This window comes from Priestia sp. 40 (assembly GCF_049368575.1).
GTDB classification, from domain to species: Bacteria; Bacillota; Bacilli; order Bacillales; family Bacillaceae_H; genus Priestia; species Priestia zanthoxyli.
The window spans coordinates 1-25,000 of sequence record NZ_JBMPZA010000006.1; the positions used below are offsets into that span (position 1 = coordinate 1).

The following is a 25,000-nucleotide window of genomic DNA, read 5'->3' on the forward strand; positions in this document are numbered from 1 at the left end:
AAAGCTATCCACTCCGTTGTAATTTTCATTTGGCGTATACGTATAGGTACCATTTGAATTTACTACCACCGTCCCATTCACTGGAACTGCCAGTAACCCGTACGTCAGTGGGTTTCCGTCCACATCCGTTGCCACCACTCGGCTATTCAAACTCGTGTCTTCATTGATCACAAACGCGTAGTCTGGCACCACTGGTGCATCGTTCACTGGCGTGACTATTACTAGTACGTTCGTTACTATGAACGCACCCGACGGGTCGCTTATTAGGACTGTGAACGTATCACTTCCAGTGTAATTTTCATTTGGTGTGTATGTGAACGTTCCATCACCATTGACCACTGCCACTCCATTTGTTGGTGGGTCCTGTAACGTGTACGTCAGTACTTCTCCATCTGGATCAGTGGCTACGATTTGGCTAGTAACAGGTGTTTCTTCAGGTGTAACAATCGTAATTTCGTTTGGACCTACTGGTGGATCATTTACGGGCTGAATCGTAATTGTGATGGTAGAAATGGCTGTTCCTCCTTGGCCATCGCTGACCACGACACTAAAGCTATCCACTCCAGTGTAATTTTCATTTGGCGTATAGCTATAGCTGCCGTCTGGATTTACTACCACTGTCCCATTTGCTGGACCTGCCAGTAACCCGTACGTTAGTGGGTTTCCGTCCACATCCGTTGCCACCACTCGGCTATTCAAACTCGTGTCTTCGTTGATCACAAACGCGTAGTCTGGCACCACTGGTGCATCGTTCACTGGCGTGACTATTACTAGTACGTTCGTCACTATGAACGCACCCGACGGGTCGCTTATTAGGACTGTGAACGTATCATTTCCAGTGTAATTTTCATTTGGTGTGTATGTGAACGTTCCATCACCATTGACCACTGCCACTCCATTTGTTGGTGGGTCCTGTAACGTGTACGTCAGTACTTCTCCATCTGGATCAGTGGCTACGATTTGGTTAGTAACAGGTGTTTCTTCAGGTGTAACAATCGTAATTTCGTTTGGACCTACTGGTGGATCATTTACGGGCTGAATCGTAATTGTGATGGTAGAAATGGCTGTTCCTCCTTGGCCATCGCTGACCACGACACTAAAGCTATCCACTCCAGTGTAATTTTCATTTGGCGTATAGCTATAGCTGCCGTCTGGATTTACTACCACTGTTCCATTTGCTGGAACTGCCAGTAACCCGTACGTTAGTGGGTTTCCGTCCACATCCGTTGCCACCACTTGGCTGTTCAAACTCGTGTCTTCATTGATCACAAACGCGTAGTCTGGCACCACTGGTGCATCGTTCACTGGCGTGACTGTTACTAATACATTCGTCACTATAAATGCGCCCGACGGGTCGCTTATTAGGACTGTGAACGTATCATTTCCAGTGTAATTTTCATTTGGCGTGTACGTGAACGTTCCATCACCATTGACCACTGCCACCCCATTTGTCGGTGGATCTTGTAACGCATACGTGAGCACTCCTCCATCTGGATCAGTCGCTACGATTTGGCTAGTAACAGGTGTTTCTTCAGGTGTAACAATCGTAATTTCGTTTGGACCTACTGGCGGATCATTTACTGGCAGAATCGTAATTGTAATTGTGGAAATGGCTGTGCCTCCCTGGCCGTCTGACACCAATACCGTAAACTGATCTATCCCATTAAAATCAGCATTTGGGGTATACGTGTACATCCCATCTAAGCTCACGTTTACTATTCCATTTACTGGAGCATTTTGTAGCGAATAAGTCAGTGGATTGCCATCAATATCAGTGGCAATTACCATAGAAGTTACTGATGTATCTTCATTCGTTGTCAACTGATAATTAGGAACAATCGGAGGATCATTTATTGGAATAACTGTAACGATAACTGAAGAAGTAGCATTTCCTCCTAAATTATCAGTTATATATACTACGAACGCATCTGAACCGGTAAAGTTTGCATTCGGTGTATACGTAAATATTCCTGTATCAGAATCAATTGTTACTACTCCATTAATAGGTTGATTTTCAATAGTATAAACAAGTGGATTTCCATTTACATTAGTAGCAATTATTTGATTTGTTACTGGTGTGTCTTCATCAGTAGAGATTTGTAAATCTTGTGAAGTTGTAGTTCCATTTGTTTCAAGTACCCTTACAAAAATGGTTGATAGTGCAGTCGCTCCTTCTGGGTCTGTTATTAGTATGGTAAATTGATCATTACCTATAAAATCGTTATTAGGTGTATAAATGAATGTACCATCTTGACTTATAACAGCATTACCGTTATTTGGAACTAATTGCAGAGTATAGGTTAGAGTAACGTTGTCGGGATCTGAAGCAGGTATGCTGCTTGTAACAGGAAGGTTAATGGTCGTTGTAACAGATCTATCTCCTCCTACTGGCGGATCGTTTACTGGGACAATCGTTAAGGTTACAGTAGAAAGAGAAGTTCCTCCTTTACCGTCTGACACCAGCACACCAAAAGTATCCATTCCGGTGTAATTTAAATTTGGTGTATAAGTAAATACTCCGTTTGCCCCTAATACAACACTTCCATTTGACGGAGGCGGATTCAACAGAGTAAATGTCAAAGGATCTCCATCGGGATCAAAAGCTGGAATTTGATTTGTAAGGGGTGTATCTTCATTAATTGTAAATGCTAAATCAGCGGTGATTGGAGGGTCATTCACTGGAATTACGTTTATTGTAACGGTCGAAACCGTCGTTCCCCCCTGACCATCTGAAACCAATACCGTAAATTGATCTGTCCCATTGAAATTTAGGTTTGGTTGATAACTAAACGTTCCATCTGCGTTCACGGCAGCTATTCCATTTGTTGGACCATTTTGCAGCTGATAACTAAGAGGATTTCCATCCACATCTGTCCCTACCACTGCTCCTACCACAGGACTATCTTCTTGCGTACTAAACGTGTAATTTGGCACCGTTGGTGCATCATTCACTGGCGTGACTATTACCGTCACCGTTGAAACCGCCGTGCCTCCTTGGCCATCTGACACCAACACGGTAAACTGATCCGTCCCATTAAAGTTCAGGTTCGGCTGGTAACTAAACGTTCCATCTGCATTCACCACGGCCACTCCGTTGCCTGGTGCCGTTTGTAGGCTAAACGTTAACGGATTTCCATCGGGATCTACTGCCACTACTTGATTGATTAACGTGCTATCTTCCGCAATCGTAAAGCTAACATTGGATGTAATTGGGGGATCATTGACAGGGATAACGTTGATGGTCACCGTTGAAACCGCCGTGCCTCCCTGACCGTCTGACACCAATACCGTAAACTGATCCGTCCCATTGAAATTTAGGTTTGGTTGATAACTAAACGTTCCATCTGCGTTCACGGCAGCTATTCCATTTGTTGGACCATTTTGCAGCTGATAACTAAGAGGATTTCCATCCACATCTGTCCCTACCACTGCTCCTACCACAGGACTATCTTCTTGCGTACTAAACGTGTAATTTGGCACCGTTGGTGCATCATTCACTGGCGTGACTATTACCGTCACCGTTGAAACCGCCGTGCCTCCTTGGCCATCTGATACCAACACGGTAAACTGATCCGTCCCATTAAAGTTCAGGTTCGGCTGGTAGCTAAACGTTCCATCTGCATTCACCACGGCCACTCCGTTGCCTGGTGCCGTTTGTAGGCTAAACGTTAACGGATTTCCATCGGGATCTACTGCCACTACTTGATTGATTAACGTGCTATCTTCCGCAATCGTAAAGCTAACATTGGATGTAATTGGGGGATCATTGACAGGGATAACGTTGATGGTCACCGTTGAAACCGCCGTGCCTCCCTGACCGTCTGACACCAATACCGTAAACTGATCCGTCCCATTGAAATTTAGGTTTGGTTGATAACTAAACGTTCCATCTGCGTTCACGGCAGCTATTCCATTTGTTGGACCATTTTGCAGCTGATAACTAAGAGGATTTCCATCCACATCTGTCCCTACCACTGCTCCTACCACAGGGCTGTCTTCTTGCGTACTAAACGTGTAATTTGGCACCGTTGGTGCATCATTCACTGGCGTGACTATTACCGTCACCGTTGAAACCGCCGTGCCTCCTTGGCCATCTGACACCAACACGGTAAACTGATCCGTCCCATTAAAGTTCAGGTTCGGCTGATAACTAAACGTTCCATCTGCATTTACCACAGCTACTCCGTTGCCCGGTGCTGTTTGAAGGCTAAACGTTAACGGATTTCCATCGGGATCCACCGCCACTACTTGATTGATTAACGTGCTATCTTCTGCAATCGTAAAGCTAACATTGGACGTAATTGGGGGATCATTGACAGGAATAACGTTGATGGTCACCGTTGAAACCGCCGTGCCTCCCTGACCGTCTGACACCAATACCGTAAACTGATCCGTCCCATTAAAATTCAGATTCGGCTGATAGCTAAATGTTCCATCTGCGTTCACGGCAGCTATTCCATTTGTTGGACCATTTTGCAGCTGATAACTAAGAGGATTTCCATCCACGTCCGTTCCTACCACTGCTCCTACTACAGGACTATCTTCTTGCGTACTGAACGTGTAGTTTGGCACCGTCGGTGCATCATTCACTGGCGTGACTGTTACCGTCACCGTTGAAACCGCCGTGCCTCCTTGGCCATCTGACACCAATACCGTAAATTGATCCGTCCCATTAAAGTTCAGGTTCGGCTGGTAGCTAAACGTTCCATCTGCATTTACCACAGCTACTCCGTTGCCCGGTGCTGTTTGAAGGCTAAACGTTAACGAATTTCCATCGGGATCTACTGCCACTACTTGATTGATTAACGTGCTATCTTCCGCAATCGTAAAGCTAACATTGGATGTAATTGGGGGATCATTGACAGGGATAACGTTGATGGTCACCGTTGAAACCGCCGTGCCTCCCTGACCGTCTGACACCAATACCGTAAACTGATCCGTCCCATTAAAATTTAGGTTTGGTTGATAACTAAACGTTCCATTTGCATTCACGGCAGCTATTCCATTTGTTGGACCATTTTGCAGCTGATAACTAAGAGGATTTTCATCCAAGTCCGTTCCTACCACTGCTCCTACCACAGGACTATCTTCTTGCGTACTGAACGTGTAATTTGGCACCGTCGGTGCATCATTCACCGGCGTTACTGTCACTGTTACTGTCGAAACGGCCGTGCCTCCCTGACCATCTGAGACCAACACGGTAAACTGATCCGTCCCATTAAAGTTCAGGTTCGGCTGGTAGCTAAACGTTCCATCTGCATTCACCACGGCCACTCCGTTGCCCGGTGCCGTTTGTAGGCTAAACGTTAACGGATTTCCATCAGGATCTACCGCCACTACTTGATTGATTAACGTGCTATCTTCCGCAATCGTAAAGCTAACATTGGACGTAATTGGGGGATCGTTGACAGGGATAACGTTGATGGTCACCGTTGAAACCGCCGTGCCTCCCTGACCGTCTGACACCAATACCGTAAACTGATCCGTCCCATTAAAATTCAAGTTTGGTTGATAACTAAACGTTCCATTTGCATTCACGGCAGCTATTCCATTTGTTGGACCATTTTGCAGCTGATAACTAAGAGGATTTCCATCCACGTCCGTCCCTACCACTGCTCCTACCACAGGACTGTCTTCTTGCGTACTAAACGTGTAATTTGGCACCGTCGGTGCATCATTCACCGGCGTTACTGTCACTGTTACTGTCGAAACGGCCGTGCCTCCCTGACCATCTGAGACTAACACGGTAAACTGATCGCTTCCGTTGAAATTTAAATTTGGGGTATACGTGTAAGCTCCACTATTAGTTACGGTAACTGTTCCGTTTGTTGGTGGAGATTGTAATTGGAAGGTAAGTAAGTTACCATCTACATCTGTAGCTTGTATCTGACCAACTAAAGGGGTATCTTCATTAGTAATAACTGCATAGTTTTGAGTAACGGGATTATCGTTTACAGGTGTATTTATGATGGTAACTACAGAGGTAGCTGTTCCTCCTTGTCCATCGTCTACAATAACTGTAAATTGATCCGTCCCGTTAAAGTTTAAATTTGGGGTATAGACAAACTGTCCATTAGGATTAACAGTTACTATTCCATTAGTCGGCCTTGTACCAATACGATAAGTTAGAGGATTCCCATCGATATCACTGCCAATGACTGTTCCAATTGCTACAGTATCCTCAGGATTTGTAACAGTATAATTGGGAACTGTAGGAGGAGTGTTAATAGCTGTTACGCTATTGACGGGAGAAGCACCTGATCCTGTTAATACATTTCCTGGCGTACTTTCAAATTGGTAATTAATAAAAACTTGATTACCAAGAGAAGAGATTGATGTCAGAGGGCCAACTACTCTAACCTGATATGTCAAAATCCGAGTTTGATTAATATTTAATGTACCAAGCGACAAACCATTTCGGATATCTGCATTTGTCTGAATAACTCCATCTACTTGCAAACTATTAGGAATAAAGGTTGTTGCTGAAGACAATGGATCTGTAGCTATTAGAACATTGGCAGAAGCCGTTCCAGTATTACTTACTTGAACCGTATAAGTAATAATATCTCCTGTTCGAGCAGATGTAACATTAGCAGACTTTGATACATTTAAAACAGGTGCATTAATATCTACTTGAAGAGCTAAAGTGCTAATAACGTAAGTATCTCCAGTCGTCGTCCCACGTACGACGGCACTGGTTTGGTTATTTGATAAACGAGCCGAGACGTCAATATTGGTAATATCCCACCCCTGTCTCGCACCGGATAAGCTACCTCCCGGTGTGCTATTGAAACTACCAAATTGTCCACTTGTATCTAATACACCACCATCATTATTAATTTGAGAAGCAAAAAAGTTACTTATAGGGTTATTTGGTCCCGAAACTGGTTGCAAAGCTGCAACTGTAGGGCCAAATTGAAGTTGATCACCTACTATAGCTGAATCTCCTTCAATGGCGCTTACTAATAATCTACCATTTACTGTTCCTGTAATAGGCGTACCAAATCCAGTTACAGCTGCTGTAGAGCTTCCTGTAGATGAACTGGTCAATTCTGCTCCAACAAAAATAGACAAGTTTCGAGATTTCTGTAAAGGATCAGCATATACTACGGCCAATGTCCATCCAGCCGCATTGGCATTGTTTTCTGTTGTACTTTGTGTTCCAGGAACACCCTGTACTGAATACGTACCTGCCTGAGAAATCAAATTTGTCACATTTGCACTGCGGACATAATAAAAGCTCGAATTTGTTAAGGTAAAACGTGTAGCTGTGTCTGGCTGTATACTAACTGTTCTAGTAGGAGTAATAAAAGTCACAGCATTATTTAAAGCTGCGCTAACATCTTCTCCACCATAAAGATAGCTTCCACCCCATATTAATTCTGCATAAAGAATTTGAGTAGTGGTAGATGGGAGCCTTAGCACTGCACTAGAAGAGTTTTGCAAATAGTTTGCAGTAGTCCCCGTAGGAAATGATCCATCTACAGAACTTGGGTTTACACTGAAAAATGTTCCTATTGACCCTGCTGTTCCAGGAGCGTTAGCATTAGCTTGCTTATTTAAGCCAAAAGTGTTGCCTGTAAATGTAACAGCCCCATTAGCATTTGTTAAAAACCGATTAACATATGGCATTTACTCACCTCTTATAACAAAATAAATCGTAACAGTATATGTAAAGTACCAATAGAAATGTGTATATAGACCCGTCTTATTTTAGGTACAAGAGATAAAATTTTTCGGATTTTTAAATCTTAACAACACTCATTCTGACTTAAAATATGTATAAATAATATTATTTGTTTTCTAATCTAGGAGTCTAAAAAGTTATAAAATAGCTTACTATCCCCGTTTCGCTGAACTTCTTTTCTACGCTCAATAACAAATATTCCTCGAACTGTTCCAAAAAAGTAAGCTGCAAAATTAGTTTTTATACGATTTCTTTTATAAGCAAAAACCGTCTCTTTAAATGCTTGAACAGGAAGAAAACTTACATCTTCCAACGGCTTTTCTAAACGGCTCGCTTTGTAAGCTAGTCGAACTTTCCCCCATAAATCATAAATATCATCTGCACAAGGAAAAAAAGGTCTCACAGTATCTTTAAAAGCTTTTGGAATAAAAAACGGCACATAATCTGACGAGAGCTTAAAATTAACATCATTACGTATATATTTATTTAAATCTTTTAAAGATAGATTATAGGTAGACCGTTTTTTTGTCTCTTTCCCTTTACTCTCCCAAGAGATTTCAGCATTTTCTGTTTTGACATCTGCTTCAACGTTAGACTCTAAATCAAGCTGTAAATACTTAACCCAATGATTAAAATAAGGGTGATTCACAAATAAGTGTACTGGATTCCCCTTGCCGTTGTTGCGCGGACATCGACGATATAGAGTAACAATTTGTGCTTGTTTTCGCAATTCTTTTAAATGGCGATCAATTGTTCCTTTTGACTTTTCGTACGTCTTACCTAAATATGTACTGCCTGGAAAGCAAAATCCTTTTTCTGCAGCAAACCAACAAAGCCGATCTAAAGCTTTTCTAGTTCCTTCATGGAGGCGATAAAACTTTTCTCCGTAAAGGTTGATAATTTCTTTAAGTAATTTTCGTTTCATTAATTGATGTTGAGAACGGTTTTCTATGAAACTCTGATAATTTTTCATATAATCAAATTCTTCTGCGGTAAGCATACGTGTAGTAGACATTAGTCTATCCTCTCCTTTTCAGGAACAAAAAAAGACATCGCATCCCGTGAAATAGGAAAACGATGTCGGATTTTTTGACAGACTACGCCCTTGAAATAAATTTAATTATCCGATAAAATAAAGGCGTAACTAAATTTATGTATTAGGACTTCGACAGGTGTTTTCCCTAGTGGTTTTAGGGTTAACGGTGTAAGGGTGTTGGCGCACCACTTGCACACGTTGGAGTCTTTTTATATTCCGCACTGTTTTGGTGACTCTATTATACCGTCTAGTAATATTATAATTCAATAAGAATTCGTGAACTCCTCATAAAACCTCTGTATTTTACTTTATCTATGATTAAAAATGACTCAATCTGGATACACTGCTAATATTCTAAAAACCTCACTACAAATGGATTCCTTTACTTAATTATTAATCTTTAAAGTTATAAAGTAAAAAAACAACTACTCTCTTATGTTGTTTTACTGTTTTATATATTGTTTTATATATTTGTTTTATTGTTTTATTGTTTTAGAGGGCCCATAGACACTGATATTACAACGTTTATAAGCCTAAACTATCACTAATTTTGCGCGAACTATCACTAATTTTGCGCGAACTATCACTAATTTTGCGCGAAACTATCACTAATTTTGCGCGAAACTATCACTAATTTTGCGCGAACTATCACTAATTTTGCGTTGGAAATGCAATTATGGCTTAACTATCACCAATTTTGCGTGGACAATATAAAAATGCTTTAAGTATCACTAATTTTGCGTTGGAAATGCAGACACGCTTCAAGTATCACCAATTTTGCGCATTGAAATGCAGACTGAGCGTAATAAATTAAGAATATATAAGGTTTTCAGAGTTTAAAACCTTCATGAAGTATCACTAATTTTGCGTGATATTTAAATTATAAGGACAAGTTGCTCTTCAACATGCAATTTACACAGTATCACTTTTATGATATTTTAGTGATAGTTTAGAAAAATATGGGGGATTTTATGAAGAAAACCACTGTCGCTCAACCATATGATCTGGAAAGCATAAATATAAAAAATTGGGTAACTAAATCAAACATCCTCATTGAGAGTACATATAAATTGTCTTTACAAGAGCAAAGAATTCTCTTAATCATGGCATCTAAAGTGCAGCCTAATGATGAAACGTTGAAGACCTATAGATTTCGAGCTAAAGACTTTATCGAAATCGTAGGCAATAAAAAAGGAACAGGTTTTTACTCTTACTTAAAAGAAATCGTGAATGGCCTTCAAACAAAAATTCTTACGATAAAAGAAAAAGGCAGACAAAGAAATTACAACTGGGTAATTACGTCTATTTATGAAGAAAACGAAGGATACATAACATTACAATTTCATCCTAGCTTAAAGTATCTGTTTTTAGAGCTTAAGGAAAAATTTACATCGTATCAATTAGAGAATGTAGTGAGACTCAATTCGGTCTATTCCATTCGTATATATGAGTTGCTTAAGCAATATGAGCGTCTGCGAAAAAGGGAACTCACTCTTGAAGAATTACGTCATTTTTTAGCTATTGAACCTACCAAGTATAAACAGTATGGCCATTTTAAAAGCAAAGTATTAGCAGTAGCTCAAAAAGAAATCAATAATAAAACGGATATCCACTTTGAATTCGTGGAAATAAAAACTGGTAGAAAAGTAACGTCCATAGAATTTATTATTACCAGTTCGCCTGCATTGAATGGTTCTAGCTCTACTCAAGAGAAAAAACTAGAATTAAATCAATCCTTCTCGAAATTAGAAGACAACACAAACAGCCTTGAGAATGATTTAGCAGGCTTAGGGGTTAAGCCAGAAAAAATAGAGTGGCTTTTATCAGAATTTACACAAGAACACCTAGAAAGAAATATAAGATACACGCAAGATCGTTTGATTACAGGAGATGTGACTCACCCTCATTCCTACGTAGTAAAAGCGATTCAAAAAGATTATGCCCAGGTCTCACAGGAATCAAAACGCATTAACTCTAAAAAGCGTGCAAAAAAAGAATTAGTTCCAGATTTTATAGCACAAGCTAGAGATAAAGAACAAATTCTTAAGGATGCAACTTTAAAAGAGAAGCAAGAATCATTTTTAAAAGAAAATGGAACTCAAATAGAATTTGAAGAAAAGCTCTTGCAGTTTCAAGAATTAAAAAGAATGCTGATTCTAAGTTCAGATCAACCTACCCAAGAAGAAATAAAAAAAGCCCAAGAAGCAGGCTTACAAGAAGTCATTCGAAATATGGAAGAAGATTATAATAAACGTGAAAAATTAGGCTTAGAACCAAGAATTGTTAAGGATTTTAAAAATAAAGAGTTAAAAAAAATGTATAAAAACTTTTTACAAAGTAAAGTTTTAAATAGAAATTAGCTATAGAAAAAAAGACGTGTAAAACCTTGCCTTGCAGAGATGGCTTTTACACGTCTTTTGTTGCGCTTAGGTAAATTTAATATACATAAAGAAAAAAAGAATCATTTTAGTAAGCTTGTTTAATATTTTTGTTATAATAATAGTATATTAAATTTACCTAAAAGATCGGGTGTGTCTTATTTGAATAACTTTATTTTGCTTGGAGATTTCTTATCTCATTTAGTTGAATCTAAAAAAAAGGCTTCTACAATATCAATGTATAAGCATGATCTAAAACAGTTTTTTGAATGGTTAAATGAATCTCATCCCAATATCCCTTCAGAAACTTTGCCAGGAGACAAGAAATATTACGACGAATACTTTACCTATTTAAAAGAAAAAAACTTGTCAGAAGCTAATCTGAGGCGTGTAGCATCACATTTAAATGGCATGTTAAAGTATTATAGCCTCACAGATGATATTGGACTTTTACAAGCAACAACAAAAAAACAACGAGCATTAACTGATACTGATTTTATAACTGAATCGGATGCTTCAATTCTTTTAGATTCAGTTATAAGTCACGAACATTTAAGTGATATTCAATTGCAGATACATAAATATATAGGTCCGCGTAACCATTCCATGTTCATCTTAATGCTTCGTTACGGTCTTACCATTAACGAAGTTGTATCTTTAAATATACAAGACATTAACTTTGCACAGAATACATTAACGGTAAACACAAGCAAATCAAAACGCACCTTAGAGCTTTCTAAACACGATAAGAAAACCATATATGATTACCTATTAACAATCCCTCTGTTATTTAGACCTAAGGATTATACAAATGATCCGTTATTTATTTCTTTTCATCCTCAAAAAATGGTTTATTGGTATGATTACAATTTAAATAAACCTAAAAGGATTAGTATAATCGGTACAAAACGTATGATTGAAAGAGAAGTCAAACGTTCAGGCATACAAGCAATTGTAAGATCTACTCACTTTCGAAACAGTTGTATACTTAACAAAATTCATGATGGATATTCAAACGAACACATTATTTATTACTTTGGATTGTCCAGCCGCCATGCTTTATATCGATTTAAGCGATATCTAAAGACAAAATAAAATATTAAGTTCAACTTATTTTTCACCAAAACATCTTTTATGTAAGTGATTTTTACTTTACAAGTTAAACTTAATTTTATTTTCACCTTAGTTGATTTTAGAAAAAATCATTAAGTTTAACTTTAGTTGAACTTAATGATCCACTTTTTAAAATTTAACTGTTTTAAAAAGTCGATTGCGATGGAAACAACCTTCTCAAGCATTACAAATTTAGAATTTGGCGGCCATGTCTTGGTTGTATGACAACAAATCTCTTGTAAAATCATCTAGAATTTAATTAGATTTATTATTCTCGGCTAAAATCTAGAAGAAGTTCACTCTAGATTCGTTAAAAACCCTTTATTTTCAATGGTTCATTGTATTTCTAGCTTTTGCTATAAAATTTAAATAACTTAGAAAAAATTAAGATTAATTTTAACTCGAAAAATAATTCTATAAGAATTGTATAAACAAAAAAGAAGTTCCATTAAACCAACGTAATAAATCCAGAAGATATAGGTATATAGGATTTATATTATCTTACACAAAATACTTGAATTAAAGTTAGAGAAAGTACATTCTAGATTCGTCTGAAGCTATTTTATATCAAGCTTTCTAGGTACTCTAGTTTCTTTGGACTTTAGGAGAGGAAAAGATGTGAATCTGTTGTTAACAAAGATATTTCTTAACAGTTAAAACTCCTTTTTTGCAGACATTGGCTAAAACAAAGTTTTAATCGAGTAGAGTTAATGTTGATCCTTAAGTTGCTTTTTTTTGAACTTTATATATAATCTATCTACATTTAAAATAAACAGTTTTACTCTTGAAAAGTTTATGATTTCATCTAGAATTGAAAAGGAAGAATAAAAGGCCTAGCGAAAGAAAAAGAAAAATGTACATAAAAAACAGGAATATAAAGTAATTAATAGAATTTTACTAGAAATATAAATCTTGAATAATATCTCGCAAAACCGCATTCTAGAATTTCCATTAACACTGATATATCAACTTCAAAGTATATCTAGATTTTTATACAGAAAGGAGAATCCTAGAAAAATGCATGAAAAAAATAAAGATGAAGTAGTCTATACTTTGAAAGACACAGTAAAGCTAACTGGATTAAGTGTAGATCTTATTCGCTTATATGAAAAAGAATTCAATCTCCAAATCCAACGAACAGAAGGCGGACATAGGCGCTATAACAAACAAAACATCGATTTATTAACTGAAATAAAAAAAAGAATTCAAGAGCAAAACTGGAGCTATAAGATGATAAACCAGTGGCTTCAAGGAGAAATTGTAACGGAGACAGTGGAAGTTCAATCAAACCTTGAAAAAAAAGTACAATCCCTTGAAGAAAAAGTTCAAGAGTTGCTTAATCGCTCTGAAAAAGATGAGCAATTTCAATTAGCGCTTATCCAACGACTAGATGAACAAGGAAGCCTTATAAAGAAACTTACAGAAAAACTAGACCACCAAGACAAATACATTGAAAACAATCTAGAGAAACGCGATGAGAAATTGACTAGTGCCATACGTGAAATTAGTGATACAAAAAAACTTATCGCGGCCGCCCAAGAAAATCTTGATTCAAAACCAAAAGGATTCTGGAGTAAGATTTTTGGGGGTTAATACGTTACTTAAACGATAAAAGCAGCAGGTTTTTTTGTGCATTACAGAAAAACCTGCTGCTTTTATCGTTTATTTTCGATGAATAAATAGTAAATTTTAAGATTTTATGTTTAGTTGCCAGAAGAAATTTATTATTGTTAAACAATTCTATAAGTTCTTGAAGGGGAATTTACAGGTGTGGCAGCTTTTACTAATACAGTTTGTCCATTTGATGGCATCCTATTTTTAAACACATAAACTCTGGTTTATCCGCCTGGAGTACCACGTCCTCTAGAAGCTTTTCTTAGCACGATACTTCTTTCGTTATTTGAATCAAGTACCCAATGAAAATACCATAGCTGTCGTAGAAACTGCCTATTGGTATCTTGATGGCGTTCATCAAATATACAATGATTGATTTGCTCTGTCCAACATAAATATCGACCACTAGAAATTCTCCATTGTTTATGTGATCCGTATCTAATTCCTACGCAAGATCCACGGTTTATTATTCTTAAAAAGAAATGTGTGTCTTTGTAACATTTTTATTGTAAAAGATACGTAAAATTTATCAATAACCCATTTATGGAACTGATATTCTTATAGGCAATTAGAGGAGAGGTGCAATTTCAAATGGATGAAAAAGTTGTTATCTTTATGCACATTCCTAAAACAGGGGGAACCACACTTAATAATATTTTTAAAAAGTTCTACTCTGAAAATGAAATATACGATCATGTTCCTTTAGAAGAGATGAATAAACAGTTTAGCCAATTAAAAGAAGAAGATAAAAAAAACATAAAAGCTATATCCGGCCATCATTTCTATGGAATACATGAATTTTTTTCTCAACCCTATGTTTATTTTAGTATGATGCGTCATCCGGTTGAGCGTGTCATATCATTATATTATTTTTTGAAATCGTATCCAGGGTATTATGAAGAGAACATGAAACATATGTCTTTTGAAGACTACATTGATTGGGACCCTCAAGCTACAAATGGCCAAACTAAACAAATTTGCGGGGTGAAATCTCAACTAAGCGTAGAGAAAGCGAAAGAAAACTTGCTGGAATTTGGATCAATAGGAATAACAGAAATGTTTAACGAATCGCTTCTGTTACTAAAGAAAAAATTCAAATGGGGAAATATTAAATATAAGAAGGTGAATGTGACAAAATCTCGCCCTTTGCTCAACGAAGTCCCCATTGATATCATTAAGAAAATAGAAAAGCACAATGAGTTGGATATAGAGCTGTTTCAGTATATAAAATCTAATTTCATCAAACAAATAAATGATTTATAGAAATAAAAATGAAAGCTCTCAATAGAGAGAGCTTTCATTTAATATATAAGAAAAGGTTACCTTATTAAAAAAAATGCGGTATCAAATCCCATATATAGTTAGTTCAATTTTTTATGATAAAGGGATTATGTCTCATTTAATTAATATAGCCATATAAGCTTCATACGCTTTGTATAAGGTTCATATAGGTCTTTTAAATAGTTACGTGTTATTTGAATAATTTGAGGGCTCTTATCATCCTTTTTAAGCCTTAGCATTAAATCATAAACCTTTGTCCTTTCTTTACGTACCAAACGCAGCAAAACTAACAAATCATACGTATGAAAGCATGAAAGTTCATTAAAAGGCTTCTCAACGTCCTCTAAGACCACAAATTCTTTTAGTTTGGGTCTTTTTATATTTAAACTAGCCCCACAAAAAGAGCAGCTATCTTCTAATCCTTCTGTCCCACAATAACTACATATCAAGCTATATACACCTCGTTTACTAAAAGAAAAAGTAGGCTTAAGCCTACCTAGCTAGCCTTAAAGGCTATTTTAGCTTTTAGAGTTTTCCTTATCTAGCCGTTTTTGTCGTTGATTCACAATACGTTCACCTACAACTTTTTTGGCAAGTTTAGTTTCTTCTAACTCTTGAAGATCCGTTGTCATAATCCCCTTATAGCCATGGTGAAAATACAATCCATTCATAAATTCGATAAGAATTTGTGTGTTTTTATCGGCACTGTTTGTTCCTAATCGAATTTTTTTAAGTTCATTTTTTAATACACCATGAAGATTTTCACTAACAGTTTCCGTAATATAGTCTAACGACCATTCTTTCTTTTTTTCTTCCCGATACTTTTTACAGATATCCATAATCGCTTCTCCTGGGAAACGAAGTTTATGTTCAGCCATATAATCTTGGATATATTGATCCGTTTCTTTATCAAGTGTAATCATACGTCGTTGTGTTTCCATTACTCCTCTACATCTCCCATCAGTTCATAAATAATATCATTCATCTTTTCAATTGATATCGCACATTGTTTCATCATTTCGATGTTCTGTTCAATGATAGCTTCTAATCTTTTTTCTCTTTCTACTTGCTCATCAAAAAAAGCTAATACTTCAAAAGGATATAATTTCCAAAGTCAATAAAATAATCGTGCTGTCATTGGACAAGCATACAAGCAAATTATTAGCAATTACATAACTTGTACTAATTATATAAAAGGAAGTGCATTAATTGAAAAAATCAAGAAAGAGAAAATATAGATATAACTATAGTTACTCAGTCCAATCTCAGGGTGATCCTTCGGTTAATGTTTATGGTATCTTTACTCCCGGTTCTGCACCCAGTGATAGTAATGGCCGGCAAAATAGATTTAATCGAGACATTGCCTCAGCTAATCAGATATGGAATAGTGGAGGTGAATGTAATATAAACTTTATTTCACAACCTATAATCGAAGTAAATACAGTAATAGATGCGACCAATTTAAGTACTAATGAAGCATTTAGAGGACCTGTTGAGAATCTCATCAATCAAGTTAAACAAATGAATGGGAATCAACCTGGCATATACGTTGTTTACACAAGTGGCAATGATTTTGCATCTCCTTCAGGTAATAGTCGACCTATAGGTGTTGGTGGAGTAATAATTGAGAATTTTAGAGTTGAAAACGGTGTACCTCAATTTACACTCTATGGATCCATTGCATTGAGTAACAGAGCTTTGAGTGCTCCTTTTGCATTTGCACATGAAGCAGGACATGCTTTATTTACTCAGCTTAATAACCAACCTGTTAATAATGTATTCATGTTTGAATCTATAGATCCTACGGGTCCTTTTATTGATTCTGCAGGAAATATTGATACAGCCCACAGTAACCTTACAGGTAATCTCATGGCTCCTATACTTCCTAACAGTACTCCAACTATTAATCCGTTACAGTGTCAAAAAGCTAGCATGAGTAGAATATTTCAATAATCTTAATAGGAATTTAAGATCGTTATTGTTAAAGAGTAGAGATTTTCAAATGGTTTTCTTGAAAATCTTACTAGTACCTTGTATAGACACTAGCATATATTGAATTAAATAAAGTTCATTTGTTTCAAGATACTTGTCCTATAACATTACAAGTATACAAACATTATTTTTATTAGAGAATAAATTATATAGAAAAACCAACAAAAAGGTTAATTTCTCAACGTTTAAAGGCATGAATGCTTTACTTGTTGCTAATGCTGAGGACCTTGTAAGTCCCTCAGCATTCAGAGCCACTAATCCTAATACTACTATTCCTATTTCTCAAGCTGATACTTTTGTAAAAGTTACATTTCCAAATGAACAATTTGATATAGGTAATAATGAATATAATGCAGCTACTTCAACATTTATACCTGAGTTTAATGGTGTATACGCGTTTAATGCATCAATCTTCTTTCAGCCTGATAATCCAAATATTGATTATGAAGTAGAATTATTTTTTTAAGTAAATGGTTTATTATTAGATGCTGAGGTTGAGTTTCTTGGGGCAGCTAGTCGTTTTGATGGTGTCATAGAGATCAATGACATACTTCAATTAAATGCTGGAGAGAGAGTAGAAGTTTTAGTTGTTAGCACTACTCCAAGTAGAATTAGAGCAGACAACAGAATATACTTTGCTGGAGCTAGATTCCCCTCTGCAAAACAATAATTTAATTTTATAATTATACCCATAGTTAACATAATCCATATTATGGGAAATAAAAAATCCTGAAAAGCTCTATTATGAGAACTTTTCAGGATCCTCTACATAAAAATCGACATAACCGCAGCTTGAGCAAACATAAGGTACTAACTCACTATAATTACTGTTGTTATTCAATACTCTGCTAGGCGTTTTGTTTATTCCCACTGTTCCAGGGGATGATTGAATACGTGCTTTGGTTAAAGTTGAATCACATTTAGAACAATTTTTACTATACATGTTTATCCTCCACTTAATTCCAATATATAGTCACTTTAACATTTTATATTGCTGTAAATAAAGGATTTTAACTGTGTATATCGTATACAAAGCTAGTTTACATAAGGTCTCTTTCCGGAACACATCACAAAAAAGAACCCTTACGCCCCAAGGGTTCGAAGAAGTTCTCTTTTTCTCTTTTATGCAACTTTTTATACACCGTTGATTTACCAACATTTTCATTCCTTTTTAACTAACAGATCTTGTATGAAAAGCAGCCTTTTTATGCATATGCTCATACTTAAAAACACAGTATTTATTGTAATATTATTTTTTTATGTTACATTATGTAAAAATAACATTATTATTTACTTGCTGTGTTATTCATTCTTCGACGAGTGTGAATCATAAAAAAGCAACCTCTCTCCAATGCCATTAGGTATGAGGTTGCTTCTCTTATTTTGAAACTCTTCTTATGCTTTCATTTTATTGTTTTCTAGAACTTAATGTTATACCTTCTAAAACATAATTCCATGTTTCCAGGTCATTAGGGAGTCTCGGTACTTTGACTGCACATACTTTATCAATTCCCCAATTAATTTCACTTACACCCTTGAATCCTTCTTCAGGGCATAGAATAAGAATATTAAAATTACCTTTAACAATCTGTTCTAAAATTGCTTGTAATTCTAAAGATTGCTCATAGGTAGCAGCCCATCTAATAAATAAAACAGATTCAGAGGTTGTGATTTTTTCTATAAAACGATTAATTCGATTTGTAAGTTTTTCTTTATAGGAGGTGTATGTGGCACTCCAATGTTGATGTGGAATGATTGGGAAATCGTGGACTGAAATAATATTATAATGAGTATCCTCTATTAAATAAGATTGCACCCCTTCAATTAAGACCCCATCATCGACAAATGCAAACGCTCCATCAGTTAGTTGCATGTTTTCAAGTTCCATAAAATTGCTGAATTTATTTTTCAGTAACCTATTAACATCAGAAAGTGATAGAGATACACTCCAGTCTAGTGGTCCAGAGAATGTCCTTAAATTTAAGCGTTTTAATTCCATTGCAGGATTACAAGCACTGCCTAAGCTAACAATTACATCGTATGATCCCTTAATTTCTTTTAGGTTCAACAGAATTCTCCTTTTTTATGACCTACTATATTAAATAGTGAATTGAATTGTACTAGTTGTAAAAAATATTAAATACAAAAGTGAAATTATAGGAAAAAATCCTTTTTAAACATTCTTTAAGTGCTAATAGTTTGGTTTATAATCTTTCGTTTTGTATATATCATGCACTACTTTTAAACTAGTTGATTTAATTAAAATATTTATAGAACAAACTATCGGGTACATTGGGCTTTTTGGGTTGATAACTTCTCATAACGCACATTGGACATTCAGAAATAAAATAATTTGTAACTTTAGGGTCGTCGTAACCGCCCCTATGGAGCCAAGCATGAAACATAGAGCCTATAAGCAGGCCAGCAGTTACATTCGGTTGTTGGAGTTGATATACATTAACAATCATAGATAACGGAGTTTGAGTCTTAGTGACTGTCGGTGGTAATTGTATTGTTATAGGAGAAGGGGTGTATATCCAATCTATCCTAGCTCTTTGGGATCGGCGAAGCCCATTGTCTTTAATGACTTCTGTCAATTGTTCCATAGCTAAATCTGTGGCCTGTTTTCCGTCTGTAACATTAACACCAAAATAACGTAAAGGCTGTAAGTTTTTCACCGCATATGTGTTCGTGCAATCAGCCAATTGTGATACACCATTATTAAATCCATTGTTCCATTTTTGTGTTAGATGCAACGACCAGTTAAATAATACACCTTTAATAGTGTCTTGAATTTTTTGTACCTGGTCTGGAGTAAACTGCTTGGAAATATCAAAGAAAATAGTTGGTGGTAAGTCAGAGATGCCTTGGGGGATAGGGACTGCAAAAGCTATTTCTCTATAAATTTGTAGTGGAAGGTATTGTAAGAACTCTTTATCTTGATTTTTTTGAATAGATTTCTCTAAATTTTGTTTACTATTCGTTAGCAATGTTATGTTCCCCTTTTTAAAAAGGTATTTATATTAACAGAATATGCTACCAATCAAAAAGAGTTTGGACATGCTTAAAAAGAAAATATTTATTATTTTACTTCTCTTAAATAAAGAAGCATTTTTATCATCGTACAAGCATTCCTTGATCTAATGAATAATATATCAAGAACAATAGACAGAAAGGGTGGTAAAAATAATTAAGAACGATAAAGGTAAAAGAGAAAATGACTGCGTTCAAAATCAACCAGGACTCCCACTAGCTACTACAGTTAATTTAGCAGTTGTAGGTGATAGTCATGTAGGTTTTTTAAACAGTCAAAGTATGTTTAATACCCTTTTGCAAAGAGTAGTGAACAATGGTAATAAACGATATATTATATTTGGTGGAGATAATGTACACGCTTTAGGTGCTTCTTCAATACAAGTAGCTGAAACATATTACCAACAGTTCACTAATATTTTAAATAATGTTTTAGGATCAATTCCCTTCAGATCTTCTATAGGAAACTGGGAGGCTACTAACAGAAATAACAGTAGAGCTTTATTTCGACAGTACATCAATCGTTATTTAACTGGCTATAGAGTTATTCCTGGAACACAAGGGTTGGTGCGTCATGTTTGGTTAGATAATGGTCGAGGCGGGGTATTTAGCCAGGATAGCTTAAACTTGCTAAGTAACTTAGATCCTAACTATTATTACATTATTGATTTTCATTGGCCTTTGAGAGTTCCAGGTATAACTACGGAAATACATGGTGATCATGTTATGACTCAAATGCAGACAAACATGTTTTTTAATGCTATACCCTCTAACGTAAGGAACAAAATTTTAGCGATTTTCACTCATCATGCACATAAATTTTTTGCTAACTCAGTTGCAATCAATCCTAACTTTCCTAATACCTCGTTTTTTGTAACTGGATGTTCAGGGGACTATGCATGTATATCCAGCGAGAGAGGATACTATGAATTAAATTTAACAGTCCAAAATAATATAGCTACTTTGCAAACCATAAAAACTCGCGTTCAATAGCTTGAGGAATAAAGAAGACTACATTAAGAGTAGGTAGGGTAACCTTAGGCAACTTTCCATTCTCAAAATGCAAAAATCGCCAGCTTATATAACTAGCGAAAAGCTGCATTTATTATTTCATTTGTATAAGTTTACTTTTTATAACATATTATCTCCTTCATCTCACAACTTACTATTTCTTAGTACGTATGATCGTGTTACATTAAAAGATAAAACTATTCCTTTGATCTTTAAGGAAGATAGTTTTATCTTCTTTTTACAATATGTCTCCATCAATCCGGAAAGGGAGGATTTTATGAGTAACATTCTTAACTTTAATAAGTTTCAAAGACATAAAATAATGAAGAAATTTCTTCGTTGCGCTTTAGTAACAGGAGCAATTATGATCTGCTGCATGCTTGCTTATTTACTAATCTTAATAGGAATATATTCTCCTGCTCATTATCCCATTTATATTGAAGCTAAACCATAATAATTGTGTTCTTAACCTCTTATGAAAGATACTCAGTCTGGTTTGTTTATATAATGACTTCCTATTTCTAATTATTTACTAAGATACAAATTTTAGTTCATCCGTTAAACGCAAAAAAGCTTCTTTGTCTTTATTCTTTAAGGACTGATCAATCTCTTCAAGAATTTTACCTCTTTTGAATTGTTTCGTTACTTGACTTAAAAACAATTCAGCTAATATTTCATCAGATATATTTTTTTCAATTTGACTCATTTCGTTGGATATATTATTTTCCATAAACGATTAACCCCTTTATCATTTCTCTTTTAAAAATAGTGTTTCCTTTTTTCATTGTTTTAATACGAGGTTAATAGATAAATTAGTATATAGAAGAATGTGGAATAAAAGATAACTTGACACAAAGAATAATATTTATTTCAAAGCTCTAAAGGTAAAACATAAACTAGCTTAAACAGTTTACATATTCATTGCATCCTCATGTTGTTTTACTAATTTATAAAACGTTGTCTTTTTTACATTCGCTTCCTTCATTGCCTGTACGGCTGTAATTTCATTTCGTTTCCAACGGTTATAAGCCTCAATAAAATCTTGGCTAACTTGGGCTTTAGGACGGCCAAAAGATATACCACTCTTCAGCGCAGCATTAATTCCTTCTCGCTGGCGTTTACGAATACGATCTCGTTCTTCTTGCGCCATCCAGGACAAAATTTGAAGAACCAAATCTGCAATAAAGGTTCCCAAACTATCCTTATACTGAGTCGTATCCAGCAAAGGCATATCCAAGACAACAATGTCTGCCTCAATTTCTTTCGTAATAGCATTCCACTCTTGTAAAATTTCTTCTTTGTTACGACCAAAACGATCTAGTGAATGAATGTAAAGAATATCTCCTTTACGAATCATTCGTTTTAGTAATTGGTACTGTTCTCGATTGAAATTTTTTCCACTTTGTTTATCCATGAAAATATCTCGAGGAGAAATGCCCACTTCTTCCATGGACTGAAGTTGTCGTCCTTCATTTTGATCTCGGCTGCTTACACGGATATATCCAAATTTTCTATTTTCCATTTTTATACTCCCTTTTGTGTCTATCTTCTTTTTATTCTACCAAAAACGTTCGTAAAAGTGTATTAGATAAAGAGAACGTTCGTAATTACTTTTCTTACTTAAACGAACGATAAAAACAGTAGATTTCTTATATAAAAGGAAAGTTCGTAAAAGTATACTTTTACGAACTTTCCTTTTATATATTTATTAAATGTATAGAAGTATTTCCTTAGTGATTTAAACATTAGCCAAATAACTATGTCATGAACAATACATAGGAAATTGATATTATATCCCCTATTAAATTAATGTGATAAGAAGAAAGGTCTAAATTTATGCAGAGATTATTTAATTACAGCATTTATTAATAAAAAACATTAAATTATATGTCTTTAACGTGCAGAGAAACGCTCTGTAAGGAATTTAACTTTTGTTTTACACACAATGGGGGGATTAGATACAAATTTTCAGCAATTAAGAAAAGAGATTAGCACAACTTTTATAAAGGCATTTATATTAAGGAGAGTATTTTATTTAAGGTTTTAAGTTATTAATACATAAAATGGTGGAGATCTTTAAACATTGTTTCTCGTTACAGAAGAGTCCATTCGGTTAAGGTCTATGAAAGTTGACCGTTTTTTGGTCATCACCTGTTTGTTCGAATCATCCTCTAAAGACCCAGTACCATCACATTGTACTATTGAGCAGATTCAAAGAACGCTTTTTCCGTTACGTCTCCTTCAACATCAGCAGCTTCTGCTGATCCAGAAGAACCTCCTAAATTCGGTAGAGCTAATGGAGTCGCTAACTAAATAACTAAACCTACGGCAGAAGCTACCACAGCTTATTTCGCTTTTCTTATTCAATTTCCTCCTAATTTTATTTAATAGAAATAAAAAAGCAGTTTGCATTTGCAAACTGCTTTTTTGATGACCCGTACGGGATTCGAACCCGTGTTACCGCCGTGAAAGGGCGGTGTCTTAACCGCTTGACCAACGGGCCAGTATCAATTTATAAGTTAAATTCAATTACTATAAAACATGATGGGCCTAAGTGGACTCGAACCACCGACCTCACGCTTATCAGGCGTGCGCTCTAACCAGCTGAGCTATAGGCCCTTTACTTGGATTTGGAGCGGGTGATGAGAATCGAACTCACGACATCAGCTTGGAAGGCTGAGGTTTTACCACTAAACTACACCCGCATATTTTAAAGTGGCGGTCCCGACGGGAATCGAACCCGCGATCTCCTGCGTGACAGGCAGGCATGTTAACCGCTACACCACGGGACCAAAATAGAAAATGGCGGAGGAAGAGGGATTCGAACCCCCGCGGGCTTTAACACCCCTGTCGGTTTTCAAGACCGATCCCTTCAGCCGGACTTGGGTATTCCTCCGTGTACTGTATGGTGGAGCCTAGCGGGATCGAACCGCTGACCTCCTGCGTGCAAGGCAGGCGCTCTCCCAGCTGAGCTAAGGCCCCATAAATGGTCGGGAAGACAGGATTCGAACCTGCGACCCCTTGGTCCCAAACCAAGTGCTCTACCAAGCTGAGCTACTTCCCGTTTATGGCGCGCCCGAGAGGAGTCGAACCCCTAACCTTTTGATCCGTAGTCAAACGCTCTATCCAATTGAGCTACGGGCGCTTATTAAAATGGTGCCGAGGGCCGGACTTGAACCGGCACGGTAGTCACCTACCGCAGGATTTTAAGTCCTGTGTGTCTGCCAATTCCACCACCCCGGCAGGACTTATACGTGGAGGCGGCAACCGGATTTGAACCGGTGATAAAGGTTTTGCAGACCTTGGCCTTACCACTTGGCTATGCCGCCAATATATATATGGAGCGGAAGACGAGGTTCGAACTCGCGACCCCCACCTTGGCAAGGTGGTGTTCTACCACTGAACTACTTCCGCGCATTTATCTAAATTAAGATGCGGGTGAAGGGACTTGAACCCCCACGTCATAAGACACTAGATCCTAAGTCTAGCGCGTCTGCCAATTCCGCCACACCCGCGTGTAAATATAACTGGTGAGCCATGAAGGACTCGAACCTTCGACCCTCTGATTAAAAGTCAGATGCTCTACCAACTGAGCTAATGGCTCTCTATGGCTGGGCTAGCTGGATTCGAACCAACGCATGACGGAATCAAAATCCGTTGCCTTACCGCTTGGCGATAGCCCAATAAAGATGGTGGAGGGGGGCAGATTCGAACTGCCGAACCCGAAGGAGCGGATTTACAGTCCGCCGCGTTTAGCCACTTCGCTACCCCTCCGATATAAATGGTGCCGGCAAGAGGACTTGAACCCCCAACCTACTGATTACAAGTCAGTTGCTCTACCAGTTGAGCTACACC

16 protein-coding genes and 16 tRNA genes (1 of these 32 cut by a window edge) are annotated in these 25,000 nt (G+C 36.7%); 8 read left to right on the forward strand and 24 right to left on the reverse strand.

Features of this window, described 5'->3' with window-relative positions; all coding sequences use genetic code 11:
* Both ACO1DI_RS11265 and ACO1DI_RS11270 read right to left on the reverse strand, forming a co-directional pair.
* On the reverse strand, nt 1-7,632 hold a 7,632-nt coding region (locus tag ACO1DI_RS11265; RefSeq protein WP_423145254.1), incomplete at its 3' end, for a tandem-95 repeat protein.
* A 176-nt stretch (nt 7,633-7,808) separates the two neighbouring features.
* Nucleotides 7,809-8,702 (reverse strand): transcriptional regulator, encoded by an 894-nt coding sequence (locus tag ACO1DI_RS11270; protein ID WP_423145255.1) that lies wholly within the window; start codon nt 8,700-8,702, stop codon nt 7,809-7,811.
* A gap of 992 nt (nt 8,703-9,694) precedes the next feature.
* On the opposite strand from ACO1DI_RS11270, the gene ACO1DI_RS11275 reads away from it, so the two are divergent.
* From ACO1DI_RS11275 to ACO1DI_RS11290, 4 genes are all read left to right on the forward strand, one after another.
* Nucleotides 9,695-11,083: a replication initiation protein gene (locus ACO1DI_RS11275; protein WP_243558032.1), complete on the forward strand. Its 1,389-nt coding sequence runs from the start codon at nt 9,695-9,697 to the stop codon at nt 11,081-11,083.
* A gap of 171 nt (nt 11,084-11,254) precedes the next feature.
* Entirely contained in the window at nt 11,255-12,196 is a 942-nt protein-coding gene (locus tag ACO1DI_RS11280; RefSeq protein WP_423145256.1) for a tyrosine-type recombinase/integrase, read from the forward strand.
* Nucleotides 12,197-13,231: 1,035 nt separating this feature from the next.
* Nucleotides 13,232-13,807: a MerR family transcriptional regulator gene (locus ACO1DI_RS11285; protein ID WP_243558028.1), complete on the forward strand. Its 576-nt coding sequence runs from the start codon at nt 13,232-13,234 to the stop codon at nt 13,805-13,807.
* Between the two features lie 612 nt (nt 13,808-14,419).
* Complete coding sequence (locus ACO1DI_RS11290) at nt 14,420-15,091, forward strand: sulfotransferase family 2 domain-containing protein (protein ID WP_028412746.1); 672 nt, start codon at nt 14,420-14,422, stop codon at nt 15,089-15,091.
* A 140-nt stretch (nt 15,092-15,231) separates the two neighbouring features.
* Here ACO1DI_RS11290 and ACO1DI_RS11295 read toward each other — a convergent pair whose 3' ends face one another.
* Nucleotides 15,232-15,558, reverse strand: coding sequence for a hypothetical protein (locus tag ACO1DI_RS11295; protein ID WP_243558024.1), 327 nt, complete (start codon nt 15,556-15,558; stop codon nt 15,232-15,234).
* 69 nt (nt 15,559-15,627) lie between these two features.
* Nucleotides 15,628-16,050, reverse strand: coding sequence for a hypothetical protein (locus ACO1DI_RS11300; RefSeq protein WP_115652749.1), 423 nt, complete (start codon nt 16,048-16,050; stop codon nt 15,628-15,630).
* Between the two features lie 268 nt (nt 16,051-16,318).
* Here ACO1DI_RS11300 and ACO1DI_RS11305 point away from each other — a divergent pair, with 268 nt between their 5' ends.
* Both ACO1DI_RS11305 and ACO1DI_RS11310 read left to right on the forward strand, forming a co-directional pair.
* On the forward strand, nt 16,319-17,062 hold the full coding sequence (locus ACO1DI_RS11305) for a hypothetical protein (protein WP_181903676.1): 744 nt from the start codon (nt 16,319-16,321) through the stop codon (nt 17,060-17,062).
* 133 nt (nt 17,063-17,195) lie between these two features.
* Nucleotides 17,196-17,567 (forward strand): hypothetical protein, encoded by a 372-nt coding sequence (locus ACO1DI_RS11310; RefSeq protein ID WP_154974999.1) that lies wholly within the window; start codon nt 17,196-17,198, stop codon nt 17,565-17,567.
* 942 nt (nt 17,568-18,509) lie between these two features.
* Here ACO1DI_RS11310 and ACO1DI_RS11315 read toward each other — a convergent pair.
* The gene (locus ACO1DI_RS11315) at nt 18,510-19,169 is read right to left on the reverse strand and encodes a DUF1796 family putative cysteine peptidase (RefSeq protein ID WP_042992644.1); all 660 of its coding nucleotides are present in this window, start codon (nt 19,167-19,169) and stop codon (nt 18,510-18,512) included.
* Between the two features lie 187 nt (nt 19,170-19,356).
* Nucleotides 19,357-20,091, reverse strand: coding sequence for a hypothetical protein (locus ACO1DI_RS11320; protein ID WP_014462080.1), 735 nt, complete (start codon nt 20,089-20,091; stop codon nt 19,357-19,359).
* A 187-nt stretch (nt 20,092-20,278) separates the two neighbouring features.
* Here ACO1DI_RS11320 and ACO1DI_RS11325 point away from each other — a divergent pair, with 187 nt between their 5' ends.
* Together ACO1DI_RS11325 and ACO1DI_RS11330 are read left to right on the forward strand one after the other, a co-directional pair.
* Entirely contained in the window at nt 20,279-21,127 is an 849-nt protein-coding gene (locus ACO1DI_RS11325) for a metallophosphoesterase (protein WP_243558022.1), read from the forward strand.
* Nucleotides 21,128-21,422: 295 nt separating this feature from the next.
* On the forward strand, nt 21,423-21,599 hold the full coding sequence (locus ACO1DI_RS11330; protein WP_423145257.1) for a hypothetical protein: 177 nt from the start codon (nt 21,423-21,425) through the stop codon (nt 21,597-21,599).
* Nucleotides 21,600-21,677: 78 nt separating this feature from the next.
* Here ACO1DI_RS11330 and ACO1DI_RS11335 read toward each other — a convergent pair whose 3' ends face one another.
* From ACO1DI_RS11335 to ACO1DI_RS11420, 18 genes are all read right to left on the reverse strand, one after another.
* Complete coding sequence (locus ACO1DI_RS11335) at nt 21,678-21,875, reverse strand: IDEAL domain-containing protein (RefSeq protein ID WP_014462077.1); 198 nt, start codon at nt 21,873-21,875, stop codon at nt 21,678-21,680.
* 180 nt (nt 21,876-22,055) lie between these two features.
* The gene (locus ACO1DI_RS11340; RefSeq protein WP_014462076.1) at nt 22,056-22,667 is read right to left on the reverse strand and encodes a recombinase family protein; all 612 of its coding nucleotides are present in this window, start codon (nt 22,665-22,667) and stop codon (nt 22,056-22,058) included.
* Nucleotides 22,668-23,576: 909 nt separating this feature from the next.
* Nucleotides 23,577-23,648: transfer RNA gene (locus tag ACO1DI_RS11345), tRNA-Glu, on the reverse strand.
* Between the two features lie 42 nt (nt 23,649-23,690).
* Nucleotides 23,691-23,764 (reverse strand) — tRNA-Ile (locus tag ACO1DI_RS11350).
* Between the two features lie 12 nt (nt 23,765-23,776).
* Nucleotides 23,777-23,850, reverse strand: a tRNA-Gly gene (locus ACO1DI_RS11355).
* Between the two features lie 11 nt (nt 23,851-23,861).
* Nucleotides 23,862-23,937 (reverse strand) — tRNA-Asp (locus ACO1DI_RS11360).
* Between the two features lie 11 nt (nt 23,938-23,948).
* Nucleotides 23,949-24,041: transfer RNA gene (locus tag ACO1DI_RS11365), tRNA-Ser, on the reverse strand.
* Between the two features lie 10 nt (nt 24,042-24,051).
* Nucleotides 24,052-24,127: transfer RNA gene (locus tag ACO1DI_RS11370), tRNA-Ala, on the reverse strand.
* 5 nt (nt 24,128-24,132) lie between these two features.
* Nucleotides 24,133-24,209, reverse strand: a tRNA-Pro gene (locus tag ACO1DI_RS11375).
* A gap of 4 nt (nt 24,210-24,213) precedes the next feature.
* Nucleotides 24,214-24,290: transfer RNA gene (locus ACO1DI_RS11380), tRNA-Arg, on the reverse strand.
* 9 nt (nt 24,291-24,299) lie between these two features.
* Nucleotides 24,300-24,388, reverse strand: a tRNA-Leu gene (locus tag ACO1DI_RS11385).
* Between the two features lie 12 nt (nt 24,389-24,400).
* A tRNA-Cys gene (locus ACO1DI_RS11390) sits at nt 24,401-24,474 on the reverse strand.
* A gap of 10 nt (nt 24,475-24,484) precedes the next feature.
* Nucleotides 24,485-24,559, reverse strand: a tRNA-Gly gene (locus ACO1DI_RS11395).
* Between the two features lie 19 nt (nt 24,560-24,578).
* Nucleotides 24,579-24,660 (reverse strand) — tRNA-Leu (locus ACO1DI_RS11400).
* A gap of 13 nt (nt 24,661-24,673) precedes the next feature.
* A tRNA-Lys gene (locus ACO1DI_RS11405) sits at nt 24,674-24,749 on the reverse strand.
* A gap of 4 nt (nt 24,750-24,753) precedes the next feature.
* Nucleotides 24,754-24,828 (reverse strand) — tRNA-Gln (locus ACO1DI_RS11410).
* Between the two features lie 7 nt (nt 24,829-24,835).
* A tRNA-Tyr gene (locus tag ACO1DI_RS11415) sits at nt 24,836-24,919 on the reverse strand.
* Nucleotides 24,920-24,927: 8 nt separating this feature from the next.
* Nucleotides 24,928-25,000: transfer RNA gene (locus ACO1DI_RS11420), tRNA-Thr, on the reverse strand; it runs 3 nt beyond the window's last position.